The sequence below is a fragment of the Flavobacterium sp. HSC-32F16 genome (assembly GCF_024171645.1).
GTDB lineage: Bacteria > Bacteroidota > Bacteroidia > Flavobacteriales > Flavobacteriaceae > Flavobacterium.
In genome coordinates this window covers 337,870-359,449 of sequence record NZ_JALKAC010000003.1, presented here as the reverse complement: position 1 = coordinate 359,449, position 21,580 = coordinate 337,870, and the positions used below count along the sequence as shown (strand labels likewise).

Annotated in this window: 17 protein-coding genes; 3 read left to right on the top strand and 14 right to left on the bottom strand. The window is 32.2% G+C overall.

Going from position 1 to position 21,580, the window contains the following annotated elements; genetic code table 11:
• Position 1: 1 nt before the first annotated feature.
• From L1276_RS12900 to L1276_RS12840, 13 genes are all read right to left on the bottom strand, one after another.
• On the bottom strand, positions 2–3,541 hold the full coding sequence (locus tag L1276_RS12900) for a hypothetical protein (protein WP_253788390.1): 3,540 nt from the start codon (positions 3,539–3,541) through the stop codon (positions 2–4).
• Positions 3,542–3,543: 2 nt separating this feature from the next.
• Complete coding sequence (locus L1276_RS12895; RefSeq protein WP_253788388.1) at positions 3,544–6,441, bottom strand: S8 family serine peptidase; 2,898 nt, start codon at positions 6,439–6,441, stop codon at positions 3,544–3,546.
• An 11-nt stretch (positions 6,442–6,452) separates the two neighbouring features.
• Positions 6,453–7,745, bottom strand: a complete 1,293-nt coding sequence (locus tag L1276_RS12890; protein WP_253788386.1) for a hypothetical protein — start codon at positions 7,743–7,745, stop codon at positions 6,453–6,455.
• Between the two features lie 125 nt (positions 7,746–7,870).
• The gene (locus L1276_RS12885) at positions 7,871–8,353 is read right to left on the bottom strand and encodes a hypothetical protein (protein ID WP_253788385.1); all 483 of its coding nucleotides are present in this window, start codon (positions 8,351–8,353) and stop codon (positions 7,871–7,873) included.
• Positions 8,354–8,645: 292 nt separating this feature from the next.
• Positions 8,646–10,550 (bottom strand): hypothetical protein, encoded by a 1,905-nt coding sequence (locus L1276_RS12880; protein ID WP_253788383.1) that lies wholly within the window; start codon positions 10,548–10,550, stop codon positions 8,646–8,648.
• A gap of 247 nt (positions 10,551–10,797) precedes the next feature.
• Complete coding sequence (locus L1276_RS12875; RefSeq protein ID WP_253788381.1) at positions 10,798–11,016, bottom strand: hypothetical protein; 219 nt, start codon at positions 11,014–11,016, stop codon at positions 10,798–10,800.
• 28 nt (positions 11,017–11,044) lie between these two features.
• Positions 11,045–11,497: a CHAP domain-containing protein gene (locus tag L1276_RS12870; protein ID WP_253788379.1), complete on the bottom strand. Its 453-nt coding sequence runs from the start codon at positions 11,495–11,497 to the stop codon at positions 11,045–11,047.
• Positions 11,494–11,781, bottom strand: a complete 288-nt coding sequence (locus L1276_RS12865; RefSeq protein ID WP_012024141.1) for a methyl-accepting chemotaxis protein — start codon at positions 11,779–11,781, stop codon at positions 11,494–11,496. The genes L1276_RS12870 and L1276_RS12865 overlap by 4 nt, the downstream gene beginning before the upstream one ends.
• Before the next feature lie 319 nt (positions 11,782–12,100).
• Complete coding sequence (locus L1276_RS12860) at positions 12,101–12,346, bottom strand: hypothetical protein (RefSeq protein ID WP_253788377.1); 246 nt, start codon at positions 12,344–12,346, stop codon at positions 12,101–12,103.
• A 430-nt stretch (positions 12,347–12,776) separates the two neighbouring features.
• Entirely contained in the window at positions 12,777–12,977 is a 201-nt protein-coding gene (locus tag L1276_RS12855) for a hypothetical protein (RefSeq protein WP_053471136.1), read from the bottom strand.
• A gap of 122 nt (positions 12,978–13,099) precedes the next feature.
• On the bottom strand, positions 13,100–13,816 hold the full coding sequence (locus L1276_RS12850; protein WP_253788375.1) for a DUF3164 family protein: 717 nt from the start codon (positions 13,814–13,816) through the stop codon (positions 13,100–13,102).
• Between the two features lie 29 nt (positions 13,817–13,845).
• The gene (locus tag L1276_RS12845; RefSeq protein WP_253788373.1) at positions 13,846–14,124 is read right to left on the bottom strand and encodes a hypothetical protein; all 279 of its coding nucleotides are present in this window, start codon (positions 14,122–14,124) and stop codon (positions 13,846–13,848) included.
• On the bottom strand, positions 14,117–14,254 hold the full coding sequence (locus L1276_RS12840; RefSeq protein ID WP_253788371.1) for a hypothetical protein: 138 nt from the start codon (positions 14,252–14,254) through the stop codon (positions 14,117–14,119). The genes L1276_RS12845 and L1276_RS12840 overlap by 8 nt, the downstream gene beginning before the upstream one ends.
• Before the next feature lie 305 nt (positions 14,255–14,559).
• On the opposite strand from L1276_RS12840, the gene L1276_RS12835 reads away from it, so the two are divergent.
• The 3 genes from L1276_RS12835 to L1276_RS12825 all read left to right on the top strand — a co-directional run bounded on the left by L1276_RS12835 (position 14,560) and on the right by L1276_RS12825 (position 17,752).
• Positions 14,560–15,243, top strand: coding sequence for a S24 family peptidase (locus L1276_RS12835; protein WP_253788368.1), 684 nt, complete (start codon positions 14,560–14,562; stop codon positions 15,241–15,243).
• Positions 15,244–15,564: 321 nt separating this feature from the next.
• Positions 15,565–15,738, top strand: coding sequence for a hypothetical protein (locus L1276_RS12830; protein ID WP_253788365.1), 174 nt, complete (start codon positions 15,565–15,567; stop codon positions 15,736–15,738).
• A gap of 211 nt (positions 15,739–15,949) precedes the next feature.
• Positions 15,950–17,752 carry a glycoside hydrolase family 2 protein gene (locus tag L1276_RS12825; protein ID WP_253788363.1) on the top strand — a complete coding sequence of 601 codons (1,803 nt, stop codon included), beginning with the start codon at positions 15,950–15,952 and terminating at the stop codon, positions 17,750–17,752.
• A 178-nt stretch (positions 17,753–17,930) separates the two neighbouring features.
• On the opposite strand, the gene L1276_RS12820 is transcribed toward L1276_RS12825, so the two are convergent.
• Positions 17,931–21,248 carry a carboxypeptidase-like regulatory domain-containing protein gene (locus tag L1276_RS12820; RefSeq protein ID WP_253788361.1) on the bottom strand — a complete coding sequence of 1,106 codons (3,318 nt, stop codon included), beginning with the start codon at positions 21,246–21,248 and terminating at the stop codon, positions 17,931–17,933.
• Between the last annotated feature and the right edge of the window lie 332 nt (positions 21,249–21,580).

The window sequence follows — 21,580 nt, the reverse complement described above, 5'->3', positions numbered from 1 at the left end:
TTTAAGGTTCTATTTCTGCATTCATTCGGGCTAATTTTCCCTGCCAATTCCATAATGAAAATCTAGGAGATGCATAATCCATTAGGTTATCAGTAGCAAGTGGACGATACGTGAATTTAGCTGATTTTGCAGCTTCATAAGCTGTAAAACTATGTGGAATACCTGCAACGTGCAATAACTCGTGTGCTGGGGTATAAGCGCCTTCAGAATTCACCACGATAACTTTTCTGCTAGATTCGGAAAAACCATTTCTATCGCTATATACATCATTGTTAATACTTCCTCCATCTTCATCAAAAACAAACATGATATAATGATCTTTATAATAATCCTTTATTTTATTTGCTGGACCATTTTGAGAAAGAAGGAAATCTGTTAGTCGAGTGAATCCAGGTTCAGTAATTCCATTTACTCTTTTATCACTAATAATTACATTGTTTCCTGATATATTTTGGACATAGTTGGATTTAAAAGAAGGATCGGTTTCATTTTGATCATTTGTAAGTTTTAATTCAAATGTACTAATAACTGGTGTTATTAAAATTTGTCTTAAATATTTTTTGATAGTTAATGCTTTTGATGCTAAATCAGGAGTTTTTATTCCATTTATATTAGTTACTACACTTATTAAAGCTATTTTTTTGGACATTCTTGATGTTGCCCCATTTGCATTAACTCTTAAAAAGCCAATTATTTTTCCATCAGTAGAATTACTGTAAAATGCTAGTACTTTTATAAGTTGTTCTGTTTCAATTTCTTTTAAGCACTTTATTGTGATGTCTAATATGTGTTTACCTTTTGTTTTAGGTATGTTTGAGATGGATTTACTTGATGTAATGTCAAAAAGACTTGTGTCATATTTTAGTTCAATTTTTATTGGTTCATCAGTAATGTTTAATTGTAAGTTCATTTTAGCTACTCTATTCACATCATCGTTGTAAGGCGGACTAAAAATTGATTGCCTATCTAAATCTGTTTTATTTGTAGAGAGAACGTACGGGGGATAAATTGTAAGTAAAGGGCTGTAATATTGATCTGTTTTTTCTTGTTGCCATTGAAAAGGGAAAACTTTATATTCTAATTCAAGCTTCTTATACATTTTTGAGCTCGTAGCAAAAACACCAACTCTACGATTTATATCACTGACAACAGTTGTTTTAGTTTCATCAGTATATAATTTACCAACATTGTCTTTATAAATGATATCTCCTGGAACATCATCACCTGGATAATCACCATATCCAGTATCAGGCATATAAGTATCTTTTACTCGCATCCAGTCAAATCCATATTCACCACGATATGGTTGTCTTGTTCTAAAGTCGGCTTTAGCCTTTGGATATTCTTCAAAAAATTCTTGAAATTCTGAATAATCTTTTGAGAAAAAATAGTGTCCATCTAATGTATATACAAATAAATCATTTGATGGAAATAATTTTTCTATTTTTCCCTCATTATTTTCATAGCGTAAGCCAACTTTAAATTTTTGAATATTTTGGTCAGATAGATTTGGTATATCCTCTATTTCGTTAAGGTGAAAAAAAACATTTTCGGCGTCAAGAGGCAAATATTGAGTAGATGTTTCTTCAATTTGATCGTAAACTAATCTATTATATTCTTCATTAGTAATACCTAGATGAAAAAAACTTTTTTTTGCATCTAAACTATTTTTATTAAATAAAGCAAGTGATTTGATGGTAGTTTCACCATCTTTAAATGTGCCTTTATAGATTAAAAAATCTAAATTTCGATATAAATTCTGGATGTATTTTTCTTTTTCGGTAATATTATTTAAAGAAGCAGACTCAAATTTATCGAAATTAAGATTATTAGATTCTAAATTTTTATCAGAATTACGTTTTAAAGCAGCCAAATATAATCTTCTTGATTTTCTTACGATTAGATCTGAAATTTTTGTTTTTCCATTATCGAAAAAGATTTTGTTTTGTATTGATGCACCAATATTTAGAACATCATCAAGATTGACCATTCGGCTTTTATCATAAATAGCCCATGAGTTATTATTTTCAGTGTCAATAGCTGAGGATGGATGATGAGTATCAATATTTAATGGAAATAGATCATTATAATAAGATTTTAATGGAAATTCTTGATTTAAATTTACATAGAGGAATAGGAAGCTTGCACAAGATTTAGTATTGTTGATTTGAAAATTAATAGGAATGGAAGACGTTTTGTTTGCTAAAAATTCAGGAATAGGTGAGGGCAAAACTGGGTTCAGTGGTCTTTCCACCATTGGATATGAAGATGTGTTATTTTTATTAGCAGCTATAACATCCACAAGAATATGTCTTTCAGGTTCAGGAATTTTAGAGTCTATTTTATATTTTAAATTAAAAATAATTTTTTTAGTTTTATCTGCAGCAGTGCTAGATGTTAATTCTTTTATAATAATTGGCCACCCAGATGTATTATTTAATTCTCCGTCGGCAGAAGGTGATAGTCCATAAACCGTTCTTGTGGAATCATAATAATTATAGCTTCTGTTATTTTCTCCTTGTATGTAAACATATATCTTATTTTTAGTTTGATATTTGCTAAGAATTTTGCTAAAAATATCGTTATTTGTTTTTGAACCTGTTTGATTACCAATTGTTTTAATAGTTCCACATTCGATATGTGATCCCCAAAAAGCAGCAGCATCCATAAACTGATGAATGTATTCTTTGTACCTTTTAAGTTTTGTATCATTAATGGAGGGAGGAACATTTGTTGTATCGAAAATGTGTTCTTTCTTTCTGGCAAATTTCAAGTCTAATTTGAATAACTCTTCTTGGTTCTGTAATTGATAGTCGCCATAATCTAAAACAATATCAAGTCCTATTTCTCCCGTAAAATTTCCCAAGTATTCGCCAGCTTCACATTGTGGTATCTGATAAGAAGTTGAAATGTTTTTTTTTGTGAAATAATTTTCAATAAGTGTATTATCTAATTGAGTATCATCATAACCAATCAAAGAAGATGGAAACTCAGTTGGAACCGGAAGGTTAGCTCCTGTAATTGGATTTTTTATGGATGTATTATAAGCAGTAAATTGAGTCCATAGTTTCTTTAAAAAATTTGGTTGATTTATATCATCACTGACAGGTTTTAATTTATCATTATCTATTAAATCAGACTTATTTACTCCTCTGTAAATAAAATATTTAATTTTAAGTGGTGCATAAGTATCAGATGGTTTTAAAATTAAATTTACTTTTGTTTCATCGTCTGTTTGAGGTTGAATTATTACTTGACCATTAGCAATGGCAAAAACTTTGACGGGTGTTGTGCCTGATGCTCGAACTTTAGACGTCGTTCTGAATTTTGTCGTCACATTATTTACTTCTGTACCACAAGGACCAAATGCATCGGAAGCATAATTTGTTGCAAGAATATTTGACAACAGGTTTTCATCTACAAAAAAGTGAGAGCTAGGCCCATATTCTGTTTTAGCTGTTGTTGCTGTGCTGTTATAAAAGCTCTCATTTTGAGTTTCTTCACTACTTAGTGTGTATATAAAATCGTATATTGTTGACATGTTTAGGCGTTTGAGTTTATGATTTGTAATTTGATCTCGTCTTCGTCCTCATTTATTGACAATTTATGCGGAAATGTGATATTCTTGCAATTACTGTAAATAGATACTGATTCTACTGGTGTTTCAAAATTTATCCAATTAAAAGAACTATTTTCTACTTCCCAGCCCGTTGATGTTCTCTGGTAAGTTACCGTTTCAACATTTTGATTTTGACGATTTTTTTTGCTCGCTTTAATCTGCATTGTGTCTAAATCTGCAGTTAAAACATTCTCCATACTTAAATCGAATGTTTTGTCTATCATCTCAGATTTTACATTTATATTTAAATTATTGCCTGGTAGATAAGTTGTTTTGTTTTTAATTGATGTATGTTGCCAAAAAATTTCTCTGCAAGCTAAATGCTTATTTTTGTTAATATTCGTTAATGAAAGATTAATAGGATTTTGAGGATCGGTGTTATCCATTTCGAATAATCCATCAAATGGAGCAATATGTGCTAAAATATAAGCTCTTTTTCTTAAACCATTAGCAGATACTGGATTGTGAAGTTCCCAAAAAGCAGCAGGTTTTTTCCATTCTATTTCAATGATTTTTTCAGAAGCATTTCCAGGAGCTGGACTTTTTGAGATTATACCCAGATCTTTAATAGCTAAAAATTTCACGTCCTTTTGGTCATACCATTTTTCTGGAAATGGAAACAAAGGATTTTGATCATCTGTGAATGCAATATAAATTCTTATATCCGATTCAATAAAACTTTCTCTGTTGCCATTATTTAAGACCTTAACGTATATTTTATGGTCTTTTTGTGTGTTAATTGTATTGAATGGAGTTGTTGAATTAGGAGCATCTTTAGATTTTTCATCTTTAGATTTTATCCATATACCATAACCAGTTGATTTATCAGCAATTGACAAGTTGGGCTTAAAAACAGTTAGGGATTTTGCAGGGTCATGCCAATCTAGTGCTAATTGAACGGAATCTTCGGCATTTATTCTCCCAGCTCCTAAAAATTTATTTACGTTGTATCCGTAGTTCTTCAATGCATTATTACTCTCGATAGAATATGATCCATCTATTTTATTAGCTTTTTCTTTTAAAATATGTTTTAATTCAAGAACATTTAAATTTGGATTGGCTTGAAGTAAAAGCCCGGCTACGCCAGCTACTAATGGTGATGCAGAGGAAGTTCCCCCAAAACTAGAGGTATAACTGCCATAACCAATGGTTTTGATTTCTGAAATTATTATATCAGTAAGATCTACTTTCTCAATAGTTATTTGTTTAGTAGTTAAGTCTATTTGCTTGATGTGAGCTTTTATTTCTACGTCAAAAGCGGGATCTGTACCATTATTATATACTCCAGTAAGAAGCATTAATCCCCCTGCAAATGCACAAGGTACTTTGATTTGATCATTGGGTTCTAAAGTAAATATGTAATCTGAAGAATCTGAAGAAGCAGAAGTATCCAAAATATGTTTCTTTACCTTAAGAACAATCTGATCAGGAATAATGTCATAAGTTGATAATTGTGATATGTTTGCGGGAATACCAGAGCTAAGTAAAAATGTAGTAGTATTTATTGCAGAACCTGAAGCAGGAGATATAATTGATTTTATGGTAGTTTCGTGTCCTACACTATTATTTCCTATATAAATTTTCTGTCCAATATAGCCCATTCCTCTAGGATTATTTATAACCAATGTGCTGCCTATTATAGTGCCAGAATTTTTCAATACTGGAACTCTAATATCTTGGTTTACTATACTGGCACCTATGGTAAAAAATCTGTCTTTTGTAAATGTTATTAAATTGTTTACAGGATCAATACTTTTAATAATCATAACCTCATGTTGATCTTTCAAAGGATCTCCTATTTCTATACAATTTCCAGGATATAATCCGTTAATTTTATCTAATGTGATTTGATTATTGCCTATAACCGTTTTGATATTAAATTTATAAACCTCACTATTGGTTCCTATATCGCCACAAAATTTATTTGTTGTAGTGAATATTTGTCGTTTAATTAATTGAGGAGGTTTTTGTAAATCAAATCTTCCGCTAGAAGGAGCGCATAAATCGATTTGATCTCCGTACGAGCTGTAACCCGAACGAATTTCAGTAGAATTTCCAATTGTAGTTCCATTTGTTAAACAAGAAGCGGCAACAATAAAAGGATAATTATAATTAGATAAAGATTGGATTGATTTAGTATTTTTATCGTCATTTCCCGCAGCAAGACAAATTAATGTTCCTCTTCCTTTATTACTGTAAGCCTTGATTGTATTAAACATATGCATTACAGAATTTTGCATACTTATCTCATCCTTTCTCCGAGGCAAATCCCATAAATTTTTATAAGCAATACTTGAATTTATAATAGGAACACTAGCTTGTTCAGATGTGAAATTTGAGTCAAATTCATATTTAAGTACTCCTAATTTGGAGTTGTCTAATTTTAAATCTGGATCTAAGATATTGGATGCTGTGAGATTATTTTGATAAATATCCCATTTGATGCCAGAATTAACTAAAAAATTCATTACCGAATTTTTAAAATTAAAAATAGAGCTTTCAGGTAAAACTCCTTTAATAGGTAAAGTTGGAGTATCATTTGCTCCGATTACACCAGCGACGGATGTTGCATGTGAACTTGGTCTTATTGCAGTTAGTTCAGCTCGTACAGGACTTGAAGGGATAAAATGAATGACTTTTTTAGAGATAGAATCTTGTAGTCCTTCGTTAACAGCTTGATAATTAAAGCCAAAACTGTCGGGGTTATTTAACATTTCATATTCAATATCTCCTTCCATTACTCCAATATTTAGAGGAGAACGATTTGATATTTTAGCAATTGCTTGTGGTAATCTAATTATATTATGATGCCAATTTCTCATTTTTTTTTAGTTTAATCGAATAAAAAACTGTAACCTATAAATCTTTGGAGGTTACAAGATGTTTTGTTGTAAAAATCTGTTGTTTGTTTTTCAGGGTACAAAGAAAATTCATCAAGTAGGAAAGAATGTCTCCACTTGGATTTAAATGTAAGGGGGGGTGGATTGTTTAGGTCCTTAGATTCAGATAGACCATATTTGTTTAGATGTAAGGATTGTATGTTGTAATCCATTAATAAAATTCGAGAGTAATCGTAATTATAATTGTTTAAAAAAGCATAATTCATTATTGCAACATCTAACTCATCGATAATTTTTGAAGATAGTCTTTCTGTAAAATCGGTAATTTGTTTTTTAGGAACCGATTTGTTACTTAAAACGTCTTCATAAATATTAAACTTGTTGTATATAATTTTACCAAATTCAAGTTCAGATGTATTTTTTTTAATTTTGTTTAATACACTATCATTTTCTACCCTAAAAGCTTTTTTATTTTTTTTTCTGTACGGTAAGATGTAGCAATTCTTTTCCCAATCATATTGATTATTGTAAGGATCTTTGTTCTCGCTTAAAAAATCAGTAATTGTTTCTTCGCTACCACAAATTGTGGTGCCTGCAAAACGTACACGTGAAGGGTTTTCTTTAAAGAATTTTTTTAAAGATTTATTTTCATCGATGTTGCAAATTATTGAGTTTTCGCCAATTAGAGATGAGCAGTTTTCTGAGCCGTAAAACTTTATAAAATACATTTTTGGAACAAGATCATCAATATACTCTAAACCCAACGGAACAACTATCGAATCTATTTTTGATCTAATTTTAGAATAGGTTAAATTGGATGAGTTTTTTAATAATATAAGTGTTTTATAGTGGTCTAATGTAGATACAACAGTATGTATTCTATTGATTATTGAATCCTCTTTTGTTTTATTTGTATTATCGTCGTTCCACTTTTTTATATATTCAGTTTTCGTCTCAATAGTTGTTCCTTTTTTGTACAATTTTAAACTTAACTGTTGTGGAAAAGATTTAGTTTTAAAGGTTTGTGGTTCTTTATCTTTGTGCTCGATGTAGATAAGTGTATAATCTTGATTGTTTTTTTTTCTAAAATAATAATACTTGCCTTTTTTGTCATACAGACCAATGATCGGAGGAATTTCAAAACCTTCAAGAGTTACTTTTGCATCATCAATGTTCTTTCCTGTTTCAGCATCTTCAAGATAGATTTTTATTTGGTGCGTCTGTTTTTGCTGGGCACAGATAAACAATGATAAGAAAGAGAAAACGAGTGTAAAGAGCTGTTTCATAGTAGTGTGATATTGTTAAATTGATTTGAGGCGAATTCTGTTTTAAAAAAGCGTTCTAATTTAGTATCGAAGCTAATTTAAAAACAATAATCATAAGTCTGATCAACTATATCATTATACACTTGTTAAAATAAGTGATAAAATCTCCTAATGAATCTTACAAAGTAATAAATCAGCACCAATAGAAAAATTCTTCCCAGCCAAATCTGTACCTTTTGCCAAAAAGTCAAATAGTTTTCAAATTTTGTGGTATTGATGGTTTTTACTTCGGTTTCTTTTATTTGTTGAGACTTCCATCGTGCGTAGAGTTCCTGTTCTTTGAGTTCGCAATTTACGTTGAGTTTGTTGTTCTCAAGGCGAACCTTTGGGCTTTTTAATGTACGCCCTGGTTCGGCTTGAGTAACATTCTTAACAACTACTTTTCCGTTAACACAGTCTAATAATGCGTTATAAGAACTGCTGTCTTTTGCAATTTTAAAAACAGTATCATGTACAGTTTCGGTAATTGTGATCGTTTGAATTTTATTTTCGTTTTGTATCGGTTTCGGACTTCGGCATGAAACCAGAACTAAGAATAAAAAAACAATGTATTTTAAATTGTTTATCATGAGTTGTAATTTGATTTTTACTGATTTATAAAGATTTAAATGGCGTAATGCTTTGGTAAAGGTGTTTTGCAGCTTTGTGAAGTTGTGAACTATTTAATAATTCATTCAAAGGGAAACCATTCTCTATACCAATGGATATACTTTCAGCATTAGAAGGTTTTGAGTAAAAATTTCCCCCTTCTTTTTAACAATGTCAAGCCGGCCAATATGCGAGCCTTTAATAGTTACGTTTTTATCCCAGCGAACTAAAATTCATAAAGGGTTCTTTTTTTAATGAATTAGAGTATTTTAATTATGAACTCGTTACTACCTCCCATCCTGAGGCACCGCCAATCACTTTTTTATTTATAGTTGTGTCGAAAAATTCAAAGCCTAATTGCCATTCAGGTCTGGCAGCAGTAGTATATTGTCCCAATTTGGTAAGTCCTGTAATTTCAACATTTCCATACTGTTTCATTAATCCAGTTTCATCCCATTGAGTTCTAATAATTTCTGTTTGCATATTTGTACCAGAAGTTATTTTCGCTCCTGTTGTAATTTGCACTCTTGATTGTCCTGTTCCTTTTCCCGTGCCCGCATTTAATCTTAAAGTTCCTCCATTTAGATTGGGTGTGCCAATTGCTGATTGGTTTTTATAAACCATGCCATTAGTAAGAGTGTAGAAAATAACACCTTCTGAAGAAGAAGTGATACCCCCTCTTGCATCAGGGCTGCCTATTCCTATATCAATAAAATTACCTGTTCCATTTGTCTGTTTAACAATAGCCCCGCTATAACAGGTCGCATATATATCTGTGCCTATTACAGCCATTTGGTAATATGATCTTATTGTTTGGCCAAGCCCTGCAAAGTCGCCGGTTCCTCCAGTTTGCATATAAATATCTCCATTGTAAACTGCCGCATAAACATTTCCATTCGGATGGCAGGCTATTCCTGCCCAATTTCTATCTCCTTGTCCTAAAGTGACAAATGGACCTGATCCTCCTGTTTGCATATAAATATCTCCTAAAGTAATTTCTCCACCACATGTGGCATATATATTACCATTTGGATGACCATTAACTTGTCTCCAAGATCTATTGTTAGAATCTACAGCAGTCCATACACCGGCAGCATTAGTTCTTTTATAAATAGCTGAACTACAAGCATAAATATTATTACTATAATCTCGACCCATACCTCTCACCTGCACAGGTATTGATGTAGATAATGTAAAAAAATCATTTCCTTTAGGTTTTACATAGATGTTTCCGGATTGAGATCCGATATAGAGATCCCCATTATCAGCATGAGTTGAACCAAAACAGATAGTATCAATATTTTGAGAGAGTAAAAAAGCAGTGGTTTCCTGAAAATTAATTGTCCTTCCTGCTGAAATTATTAAACTTTTTCCATTAGTAATAGAATCGCTTTGTTCTATACCTATTTCTTTATTTCCATCTCTTCCTAGTTGAATATCTTTTACCAAAGCAATAGGAGAGACAGAACCAATACCTAAATAAGTACCATCATCTTTTAATCGTGATTCCCCTCCCTGTGTACCTGCGGTATTTAGATATTTAACCAGTTTATGCTGGGTTCCTGTATTTAAAATATTTGTTGGTAAATCAGAAGTCATTGCAACGGTTCCGTTTTTATCCGGAAAAGCCCAAGTTCTTGATGCAGTTGCCGAATTTGTGACAAATGATGTAAATGTGTTTGACACATTTCGTAAACCTAGCATTAAGTTCAAGAAAGTTTTCACGCCAGAAACCGGCTGAGCTGTTGTTGTGTCCATATTTGGAGTGACAATATTGCCATTACCAAATAATGAATTCCCATTTACTGTTTTAAAGAGTGCTTTAAAATTTGCCCAACTGATCATTCGGCGAAGCGACCCAACAAGCAATGGCATTTTATCAGTATCAGCAATTATGGTTAAAGTTGGAACTGTGTTTTCGAAGGCTCCAACATTTGCCTCGGTAAAATTGTTTTGTTTTGTGCTATTCAAAGCATCTATTGAATCTTTTAAAACTTTTCCCTGTCTGGCATCTAATGCTTTTCCTTCGGCAGTATAATCAAGAGCATTGTAGTTGTTTATTTGGATATTTTTGATATCGTTGAACTCTAATTCACCATTTTGATTAGTTATTAAAATTTTATTAGGCTGATCTGTTTCTAAATCCGCAACTTTGATTCTGTTATGATTTGTACTCATTTTTAATTTATTATTACAAGTTTGTAAAAAATAGAGATTGTATTCCGTAATATTAATAGTCAGCTGCAATCACTTCCATCTGATTAAATCATCTAAAATGGGGGCTAAATAAACTTCTGAAAAAAAATATTGTTTAAAATTGTGCTGGCGGCTTAACAATAGGATTTTATTAATTAGTTTTCTATTCCATGAAATTTTAGATTTTAAACGACTTAAGGAATTTTAGTTTTGAGCTGATTTCTGTTATTTATAAATCTATTTTAGGATAGGACAAGTCGAACCAGTCTAATAATGCATTATAAGAACTGCTGTCTTTTGCAATTTTAAAAACAGTATCATGTACAGTTTCGGTAATTGTGATGGTTTGAATTTTATTTTCGTTTTGTATCGGTTTCGGACTCCGGCATGAAATCACGATCAGGATAATGAGGATTGAAAAAACAAAGCATTTTAGTTTTTTAGTCATAATTAAAATTGGTTTATAAGATTTAGTTTTACAGACGCAAAAATCCTTTTACGTTTTTTATATCTCGTTTTCTTCTGGCTACTTTGTAGCCTTCACGGCTTCCGGTATCATTGGTATTTCCTTCGATAGTGTAAATTGTGCTTCCAACTATTTTTTCTACAAATCCGGCATGGCCTAAACCATTTTTTAAATCCATAATAAAGACATCTCCCGGTTTTGGAGTTTTCTCTGCCAAAAGTGGTCTGGAGTTGTATTGATCCAGAACACCAGCAGTTTTCTTTAAAGGATTTTTAGTATTAATCTGCAACGAAGCCTTTTGAGTACACCAGTAAACAAAAGCCATGCACCAGGCATATCCTTTTGAAAGTCCTACACTTCTTAAATAAATTTCAACTTCAGGGCCGGAGTTGCTGTTTCTGGGAATTTCTTCGACACCAATTTGTGCCGTGGCGATTTCGATAGTTTTTTGGGCTAGTGTCATGATTGTTTTCCGTTTAACTGTTTAAATTTTTGTAATTCATCAACCAATTGCTGATTGATGAACATGAGTTCTTTGTGCTGTATTTCCATTTTTTTGATGGTATCTGTGGCGGCCGTAAGTCGGGCAGTGAGATCGTCTAAAAGATCACGGTAATATTTTACGGCACTTACAGCGTTGTCCAGTTCAGCTGCTCTGTCTTCAGCGAGTGATTTTCGCATTGAGAAAAACCAGGTAATAAAAGCAGCAAAAAATGCGGTTAGAGTGGGGTATAGAAATTGCTCCATTGAATGTATTAATGTTGAATGTTAGGTTAAAAATGTTTTGGAAAACAACAGTAGGAAGTTGTTTTTTAAAAGAAAGTGCAATCCTCAAAACGGCAGTTAGATTGCAGTGGTTCTTTCCTTTTGAGATTGCAAAGATTGGGTAAAAAAAGCCCTAAAAAAAACGAATGCAAGGTGCATTAACATTTGTATTCTAGGGCTTTACAAAGTTGTACAGAAAGCGAACAAAGCTCATTTTTACAGAGGTAAATGACTCATCTTTGCACCATAAAAACAATGTTTTTTACAGCTTAAAGATTCGCTTTTCTTTTTTTTATAATGATTAAGAAGACTTTTGCTGATTACTTATAAGTTCTTCAATTTTTTTTAATTCTGAAGTAATAGGCGTACAAAGAATTTCATATAAAGTAGTTCTTGAAATTGGGTAAACCGGATACACGTATTTACGCCATACTACCGTAGTAGGAATATCTTCCGTTTTGTGTTTCTGATACAATTCTTTAACGAGTTTGTAGCGCAATAATTTATTTTTTTGAATTCCGAGACTTCTGTTTGAAGATATAGCCATGAGATGTGGTATTTATGAGTGATAGAAAATGAAGAAAGATTTTTGAAAAGAGAAGAGTTGTTAAAATGAAGATTTAATCATGATTACAATTATGTGAATACTAAATGATGACATAAAGATTTACAGCAGCCAAACCATTTAATCTTTTTAAGTAATGGTTTTTCTACTTCAAATGCCATTTTTTTGAACCTCGTTCTGAGGTGCTATTTGTTAAAGATTATTTTTAACAATTGAGGTCAGTACTCTTCCTATCATGATCTCGTTCCGCAGCTCTAAGACTGGGAACTTTATAGAAAGAATGGTTTTTGGCTGCTTTTTTGGGTAAAAACCGCCCATCTTCGGTTCCTGTTTTCCTTCAAAAGGAGTGATAACAGGAACCATTTTTTATGCCTGCTAAAGTTGATTAGAATACAGGTAGTAAGGGGTCTTTTCAGCCTTTGTAAGTGGCTGTTGTATGTTTTTTAAATCTCGGATTTTTGATTACGATGCTTTCATATTGGTTAAAAGCCTGCCGTTCTTTATTGGATAAATCATTTTTACAGTTCCAGTTTCCGAGTCCGTCTTTAAAAATGGTATGTTCATTAACTTTGTAACTTTCGTGATCAGTAATTGGCTTTATTTTTACGCTCATTTAGGTATTGTTTAAAAATTATTTTGATTCTGAAATAAAACCATTCACGGAATAAGAGAATAGGTTTTAAGTTGGTTGCAATAAGCAGAAGGGCTAAAATAGCCGATGCGTAAATATCATTATTAGGCTGCATGACTTTGTTCATTTTGCTGGTTAAAGAAATTAAACGCATATCCCTGTAAAAAATCTACAGACGACATAGACAACGGAATATTGGTTCTCACTCCATTTTCATCAATTCGGCTTGCCTCAATAAACCAGCTTGAGCGGATTGGTTTAAAAGAAGAAGCAATAATTTCAACCCCATCGGTAAATTCTTCATTATTAAATTCTTTGGTTAATTTTTGAAGTTCTAAAACGCGTGAACCTTTTAAATTTCCTTTAGCATCCTTTTTTAATAAATTAAAAACAATTTTCACCAATGATGCCGTTTCTTTACTGGTAGAAAGCGACGAAATGTAATTCTGCACCTTTTCAATACCAATTGTTACCGTATCGTCCCAGCCTTCATTAATACGATAGCCAATCGTAATTTCATCTTTATCATTAGAAAAAGTATGCGACATTTGTTTTTCTTTAAAACCATAAACCTGATTTTTTAAATCCAGAATAGTTTCAAACAACTGAAAAGTTTCTGTTTTAGCATTTCGCATCATTTCAGAAGTTTCATGCAATCTTGATAGTGCTTTCGGAATAGTTTCGGCTACCAGTTTCTTATAAGCATCTCTTTCTTCATTTTTTTTATTTTCAATTCGGTTTAAAGCTTCCTTTAATTGCTGTGCAGAAAATTGAGATAAATCCATAGAGGGTTTGATTGGGTTTGTTAAGGCATTGTTCATAGTATTTTGGCTTTTAGATTATGATAATTTTAGATATGTAATACAATTTCTTCTTTAAAAGGATCGCCATAATAAGGTTTAAAATTATAGTGATCCGCAAGTCTCCAGACTTCTTTTAATTTGTTTTCAATTGTTTGCGAAACCGGACGTGGTGATGCGGTTTCATCTTCCAGAATATGCATCCATTGAAAACGTTCCTGATTAATGCAGATTCTTTCTCCGGGCGTAAAAGATTTCGATCTTTCAGAACAATATTGAAGTGCCAGATACAATTGTGCAATTCTTGCTTCGATTTGATTTCTACTCATGGTTTTTATTTAATAAGGTTCGTAATTTTTTAATGTCAGATTCTATTAAGTTTCTTTCGGGATTGTTTGGATTTTCAATCAGCCAATTTTCCAGTTCCTGAATTTTTTCCTTGATTTGATTTGTTTCCATTTTTAGATGATTTTAAGTAGTAATGATAATTTTTTTTAATTTTAATGATTAATATTACTAGTCATTCGTAGTTTTATTCTGATTTAGTGTAGTGTTGGTTTTTTTTATTTTTAACGACTTAAATGTGTTGTAATTATTTTAAAATCAAGAACTTGTTTGTGTGTTTTGTTTCTGTTATAATTTCTGTCTTGCATAAATTTGTATGTGTTTGTCTTGTTTTTGATATTTATTTTTCTTTACTTTGCAAATATAATGTAAAATAATACATTAAAACAAATTTTTAACGTAAAAAAATACATCTTTTTATGGGGTCGACTGAAAGAATAAGAGAATACCTTGATTATAAAGGGATTACTAAATATAAGTTCTGTAATGATTTAGGCTTTTCTAATAAGTTTTTAGATAACAGCAGTAACATGGGAACAGATAAGGCATGTAAAATTTTACACTACTATCCGGAAATCAATTCCGAGTGGCTTTTAACCGGAAACGGATCCATGATAAAAGAAGATAATACTAATATTGTAATTATGAATAATGACCGAAAGACAATCGATTCACTGCATATGAGCCAGGAAATACCATTATATGATTTAGAAGCTGTGGCGGGTTTACGAGAATTATTTAGCAGTGGAAAACCACAAAGAGTTCTGGATACTATAAAAATTCCAAATCTGCCGAAATGTGACGGTGCCATTTCTGTAACAGGAGATAGTATGTATCCGTTATTAAAATCCGGAGATATAATTTTATATAAGGAAACAGAATTTGAGAATATCTTTTTTGGTGAAATGTATCTTTTAAGTGTCAAATTAAATGAATGGGAAGAATATATTACAGTAAAATACGTTCAGAAATCAGATCAGGGATCAGATTTTGTAAAATTGGTCAGTCAGAACTCACATCACCAGCCAAAAGACATTCATATTTCGAAAATTTCAGCATTAGCTCTTATAAAGGCCAGTATTCGTATCAATACAATGATGTAATTATTTGAAAATAAGACTTTTTTTTTTTTGAAAATAAAAACAGAAGCCTTTAAATTTTATATTTAAAGGCTTCTGTTCTTTTTTAAAATTATGCTTAACGCTAATATTTTCTGAAATTAAAGTACAAATCCACCCCTTAAAAAGAAAAAACAACTCCCTCTTTTTTTTTTTACATTAGATTTATTTTGCAGAGCTTTCAAAACGATTTTCTTTCATTGGTTTATTGATTATGAAAACACAAATCGCTTTACCGGCTTAATACAAATAATAAAAACAACTTATCAGCAAATTGGGTCAATGATATGGCATTGGTTTAAATATATGGACAGCGATCCCGAAGATTTAAGTACCGATTATTCAAACAGAGATTCAAATAAAGGTATTGTAAATAGTGCATTTGAACCTTATATGCTTTTATTAAAAGAGATGAAAATAATCAATGATAACGCGTTTGAATTGACACGTTATTTTGATGATGGAAAAAATAAAAATTAAGAGAGGAATATTTTTTTTAATTCTGGTTGTTAAAAATAAATCTGCTCAATCAGGCAAATCTGCGTGAGAAATTTTAGACTGAAGATTTAGCAGATCAGCAGATACAATCTAACTATGAGTATTTAAACAAGTAAAATGTTTTTTATACACAAAGAAAATCTATGTTTCTATGTGTTTAAATGAATGAGCTATATAATTAAAAACAAAAATTATGAAAAAAATTGTAATGCTGTGTTATACTTTTTTGCTGATGGGAAAAGCATTGGCACAGGAAATCCCGTTATTATCTAATATTGCATCCCGAAACAATATTACTTTAAATGGAAAATGGAGTTATATCGTCGATCCGCTTGAAAATGGATATTACGATTATCGTTTAATGCCTTTTAAAAACAACGGATTTTTCGAAAATAAAAAATTCAATACCACAGATCTAACCGAATATAATTTTGCAACTTCTAGCACGATGGATATTCCGTCTGATTGGAATTCAAAAGAGGAAAGATTGTTTTTTTACGAAGGAACGGTTTGGTTTCAGAAAGACTTTAATTATAAAAAAGATGCTAAAACCAAAGGTATTCTACACTTTGGAGCAGTTAATTATGATGCAAAAGTCTATGTAAACGGAAAGCTGGCTGGAACTCACGTTGGCGGTTATACACCTTTTAACTTTGATGTAACCAATTTATTAGTAGACGGAAATAATTTTGTTGTGGTAAAAGTTGACAACAAACGTCATAAAGACAATGTGCCAACTGTAAATATGGATTGGTGGAATTACGGCGGAATCACAAGGGATGTTACTTTAGCTGAGGTTCCAAATACGTATGTTGAAGATTATCTGGTTCAATTGGACAAAAAAGAAAAAGGAAAAATTTCCGGCTGGATTAAGCTGAATAGTGAAACAGCAAATCAATCACTTTTGGTTTCCATTCCTGAATTGAAAATAAAAAAAAGCATTACAACCGATGCTAAAGGTTTTGCCTATTTTGAAATAAAAGCAAATCCGGTTTTATGGACTCCGGAAAAACCAAAATTGTACGAGGTAACGATAAGCAAACACGATGAAAATATAACCGATAAAATTGGTTTTAGAACTATTGAAGCCAAAGGAAAAGAAATTCTGCTAAACGGAAAAAAAGTCTTTTTACGCGGCATAAGTATTCACGAAGAAGCACCTTTTAGATCAGGAAGAGCCTGGTCTCAGGAAGACGCAGTTACACTATTAACCTGGGCAAAAGAATTAGGCTGTAATTATGTTCGTCTGGCGCATTATCCACATAACGAAAATATGGTAAAAGAGGCTGAAAAAATGGGATTAATGATTTGGTCTGAAGTTCCGGTATATTGGACCATTTCATGGACAAATCCTGATACCTACGCTAATGCGGAACGCCAGTTACACGATATGATTTACAGAGATAAAAATCGATGCGGAATTGTAATCTGGTCTATTGCTAATGAAACTCCGCATGGCGATGACAGAGATATTTTCTTGAGTAAACTAGCTAAATATGCCCGTACACAGGATAATTCCCGTTTGATAAGTATGGCAATGGAAGTAACTAAAAGTCCTAACAATGTTAATACGCTTCATGACAATATGAATGAATATGTAGATATTGTGAGCTTTAACCAATATTTAGGCTGGTACAGAGGTACGAACGAATCTTGTAAAGATATGCAGTGGATAATTCCGTATAATAAACCCGTTATCATCAGCGAGTTTGGAGGAGAAGCTTTACAAGGTTTACATGGAGATAAAAAAGAGCGTTGGAACGAAGAATATCAAGAAGAATTGTATACTCAAAATACGCAGATGTTCAATAGAATTGAAGGTTTAGCTGGAGTTTCACCGTGGATTTTAGTTGACTTTAGATCACCAAGAAGACAATTGCCTAATATTCAGGATTTCTTTAATCGTAAAGGATTAATCTCTGATCAAGGAATCAAAAAGAAAGCTTTTTATGTCATGAAAGATTGGTATGAGCAGAAAGAAAAGGAATATAAATAAAAGGAGTTTATAGATAAAGTGAGAAACCTTCAAAGTTAGAAGTGATTTTGGAGGTTTTGTTTTCAGGATTTTGAGATCTGATTGTGTTTCTTCTCAGATAACATCAGGTAAAAATAAAAACGGCATTAACTAAAAGTCAATGCCGTTTTTCAATTTTGATTATGCTTTAAAAATCAAATTATTTTCCAAAAATGTATCTAATTGTAAATTGTGCCTGCCAAACATCAAATGTTGAAGCATTTTTCTGGAACGTATCTTTAATTAAATATCTATTTCCGTCAGGATCTGTTTGTGTTGCTAAAGTATAAACAGGAACGTTACCAGCAGCAGTTGAAGAATAAGCTAAAACGTTAGCATTAGTTGCTCTTTGTGTAATTCCCCAATCTTTATTAATCATATTGGTAAAGTTCAGGATGTCAGCTCTAAATTGGAATGTATTCTTTTTACCAGCAATTTTGATATTAATGTCTTGTGAGATAGATAAATCTAATCTGTGTAACATTGGTAAAATAGCCGCATTTCTTTCAGCATACTGACCTCTTCTTGTACGAAGATATTTGTCTTGGTTAATGTAAGCGTCAAATGCAGTTCTTTGTTCGTCTTCAGTATAAGTTCTGGTTGTTGTAACATTATTTACAGTACTAGATACACGAAGAGGTGCAAAACGAAGTTCAGATGCACTGTTTGGTACATAAAGTAAGTCATTTCCGTTTACTCTGTCTCCATTCATATCACCGCTGTAAGCATAAGTAAATGGATTTGCTATTTCTCCAATATATCCTAAGTTAATAGATGTTGCACCGCCCAAGCCTTTTCCGTACTCAATTCTGTACCCTAGAACCCCAACTAAACGATGTGGTGTGTTGTTGTTTGATAAAGAAACATCTAAATCATTGTTTCCGTTTACAGATCTTGCACTTGTCCATGATCCAGAAGCAATTGATCCCGGAGAAATTAAATCAGCAGCTTCAGAATGTGTATATGCGAATGATCCCCAAAGACCATTTTGGTATGGATATTCTAATTTGAAAGTAGTAGAGTAGAAGTATCCTTTGTCAGAATTAGTTAAAACAATTCCGTTAGAAACGTTATCATTTATTCTTGTTCCAGCATCACTACGAGAATATCTTGGTCTATTATCAGTACCCGCAAAGGTTCCAACAGGAGCATCGAAGTTGGCATTGTAATAGTCAATTGCATTGATGTTTTTTTGAATTATACCTTCAAATGTACCTACAAATCCAAATGGAAGTTTTTGATCAACGGCCATAGTTGTTTTCCATACTTGAGGATATTTGAATTTCTTATCTGTAAAAGCTAAGTCAAAACTAGTAGGTAATGTTGGGGTTTCAGGAGTAAAGTACTGAGCAGGTCTTGGCGTAAAACCATATCCTCCAGAAATTACATCAGGTCCAGATCTATCAATGAAACCAGTAAGAACTCCATTGTTTCCAATTTGATTTGATAAATATACAGATGGCGCTCTACCAGTAAAGATACCAGAACCTCCACGTAAAATTGTTGAAGCGTCTCCGTTGAAATCTAAATTGAAGCCTACTCTAGGTTCAAATAAATATTGCGCATCCGGCATATCACCAGTATTGAATTTTTCGCCATTAACAAAAGTCATAGCCGTTACTGCTGGGTTTTCTAATGCAGTATCAGCAAACCAAACTCTAGATGCTCTAAGACCTATTGATAATTTAAATCTATCGCTTAGTTTTATTTCGTCCTGAGCATATAAATCTAATTTATTACTTTTTAAGATCTGCATTGGTTCTTCACCTCCAGGTAAAGCTGAATATTTATATTGAAAAGTGAAAGGAGGAGAAACAGCTACATTTGATGGAGCACCGCCATTAGCTGCTGATTGATCTGCTGCTGCGTAAAAATCAGCTAAAGAGTTGAAAACATAAACTCCATTTGAACCGGAGAAGAATAAATTACTTGATTTAAAATATTCGAAATTAGCTCCCAGTACAATAGAATGTTTTCCGATAGTTTTAGTTAAGTTATTCGTAAAGTGTAATGTTGAGTAACTAAGTTTGTTTCCTTGTGTAAACGGGTCTAAACCAACAGAGATGTAATTTGCAGAACCTTTTTTAATATCAATAGTTGGAAACAATCCACCGCCTTGCAATCCTCTGTCTTCAATTTGCTTGTCGTAACCTGCAATAAAATTGTTGTACCAAGAGTTACCAAATTTACTATTTAATTCCACTACTATAGATCTGGTATTATCTAATATTGTATAACCACTGTTTTTAAAAGACATTGCTAAACTACTTGTTCTTCTGCTTCCTATACCTAAAGAGGCTGAATTTGAAGTTAACTCATCTGAAGATGAATTGTGATGTACATAACGAGCTGTAAGTTTGTGGTTGTCGTTAATATTCCAGTCAATTCTGGTTAAGAATTTTTTAGATGTTTTTGCAGCATCATAATTTTCCCAAGGACCAGTTACATAACCAAATTTCTCTTGCATATAGTTAGAAAGCGTTTGCATTTCCTGATAAGTTGGTTCAGAAATTTGAGCACCTGCTTGTGGAGATCCAGTTGAAGTCCATGTTGTAGCCGGGCTTGTATTTTCAATAGTTTCAAAGTTACCAAAGAAAAATAATTTGTCTTTAATAATAGGCGCCCCAATACGTGCTCCCCATATTTTTTCGTCAAATTTTCCAGGTTTTATAGTAACATCTTTACCAGGATGCGTTCCTATAAAGCTCGATTTGTTACTTCTAAAAGAGTTATAAACAGAACCTTCAATTTCGTTTGTTCCACTTCTTGTTACGGCATTAATTCCAGAACCTAAAAATCCAGACTGGCGAATATCATAAGGAGCAATGTTTACTTGAAGTTGTTCGATTGCATCAAGAGAAATCGCAGTAGACCCCGTTCTGCCACCCGCTTGAGATTCTGAACCTAAACCAAATCCGTTGTTAAAAACAGATCCGTCAATAGTAAAGTTATTTAATCTTGAATCCTGACCTCCAAAAGTTCCGTTAGCCCCCGCATTTGCGTTGTATTTCGTAACAGAATTTATTGAACGAGATCCTAATACTGGAACAGCTGTAATTTCTCTATTTGTAAACTGCTGTGAAGCACCGGTTCTTCCTTTGTTAAAATTTCCGCTTGATTTAGTTGAAACTACAACTTCCTGCAGAGCATTTGGTTCTTCATCGATTTTAACATTTACAGTAAGATTGTTACCTAAACCCACATTAATATCAGTGATTTCAGTTGTTTTAAAACCTACGTAAGTTACTTTTACCGTATATGGGCCTCCAGGTCTTAATCCTTGTACAGCATATCCACCATCAAAATCTGAAGTAGAGAAGTACTTTGTTCCAGTTGGTTTGTGAACAATTTCTACAGTTGCACCAGGAAGAGCTTCTCCTTTGTTTGATCTAACAGTCCCTGACATGGCTGAGCTCGTAACCTGAGCATGACCTAAGGCCGATAGAAAAATAATCAAAATAAAAATAATTTTTCTCATTCTTTGCATTTATTTAGTTTAAGTTTTTGGCAAAACTATAACATATAAAAGCGTTAGTGTTAAGCAAGTGTTAAAGAAAAAAGTCGAGATTGTCTCTAAGGTTAAGTTTTAGAATTTTAAGATTCTATAACGATTGCACAATATAATTGTGGATTTGGAGAATGAAATTCTCAATTTAAGTTGAAATTTTAAAACTTAAATATGCTAATCTAAGATGAAAATTAATAAAAAATAAAAAGGTTTAAAATTAAATAGTACTTCGTTCAATTGTGTCTGCAATGCGGACACAATTGTAAATATTATAAATATGACGATTAACTGGATATGAGTTT

Excerpts from the sequence above, each read along its gene's own strand:
- L1276_RS12840 (WP_253788371.1), bottom strand. The coding sequence starts at position 14,254 with ATGGAAACAAATCAAATCAAGGAAAAAATTCAGGAACTGGAAAATTGG.
- L1276_RS12865 (WP_012024141.1), bottom strand. The coding sequence starts at position 11,781 with ATGGAGCAATTTCTATACCCCACTCTAACCGCATTTTTTGCTGCTTTT.
- L1276_RS12885 (WP_253788385.1), bottom strand. The coding sequence starts at position 8,353 with ATGATAAACAATTTAAAATACATTGTTTTTTTATTCTTAGTTCTGGTT.
- L1276_RS12845 (WP_253788373.1), bottom strand. The coding sequence starts at position 14,124 with ATGAGTAGAAATCAAATCGAAGCAAGAATTGCACAATTGTATCTGGCA.
- L1276_RS12875 (WP_253788381.1), bottom strand. The coding sequence starts at position 11,016 with ATGACTAAAAAACTAAAATGCTTTGTTTTTTCAATCCTCATTATCCTG.
- L1276_RS12825 (WP_253788363.1), top strand. The coding sequence starts at position 15,950 with ATGAAAAAAATTGTAATGCTGTGTTATACTTTTTTGCTGATGGGAAAA.
- L1276_RS12850 (WP_253788375.1), bottom strand. The coding sequence starts at position 13,816 with ATGAACAATGCCTTAACAAACCCAATCAAACCCTCTATGGATTTATCT.
- L1276_RS12820 (WP_253788361.1), bottom strand. The coding sequence starts at position 21,248 with ATGAGAAAAATTATTTTTATTTTGATTATTTTTCTATCGGCCTTAGGT.
- L1276_RS12870 (WP_253788379.1), bottom strand. The coding sequence starts at position 11,497 with ATGACACTAGCCCAAAAAACTATCGAAATCGCCACGGCACAAATTGGT.
- L1276_RS12900 (WP_253788390.1), bottom strand. The coding sequence starts at position 3,541 with ATGTCAACAATATACGATTTTATATACACACTAAGTAGTGAAGAAACT.
- L1276_RS12855 (WP_053471136.1), bottom strand. The coding sequence starts at position 12,977 with ATGAGCGTAAAAATAAAGCCAATTACTGATCACGAAAGTTACAAAGTT.
- L1276_RS12830 (WP_253788365.1), top strand. The coding sequence starts at position 15,565 with ATGGACAGCGATCCCGAAGATTTAAGTACCGATTATTCAAACAGAGAT.
- L1276_RS12860 (WP_253788377.1), bottom strand. The coding sequence starts at position 12,346 with ATGGCTATATCTTCAAACAGAAGTCTCGGAATTCAAAAAAATAAATTA.
- L1276_RS12895 (WP_253788388.1), bottom strand. The coding sequence starts at position 6,441 with ATGAGAAATTGGCATCATAATATAATTAGATTACCACAAGCAATTGCT.
- L1276_RS12880 (WP_253788383.1), bottom strand. The coding sequence starts at position 10,550 with ATGAGTACAAATCATAACAGAATCAAAGTTGCGGATTTAGAAACAGAT.
- L1276_RS12835 (WP_253788368.1), top strand. The coding sequence starts at position 14,560 with ATGGGGTCGACTGAAAGAATAAGAGAATACCTTGATTATAAAGGGATT.
- L1276_RS12890 (WP_253788386.1), bottom strand. The coding sequence starts at position 7,745 with ATGAAACAGCTCTTTACACTCGTTTTCTCTTTCTTATCATTGTTTATC.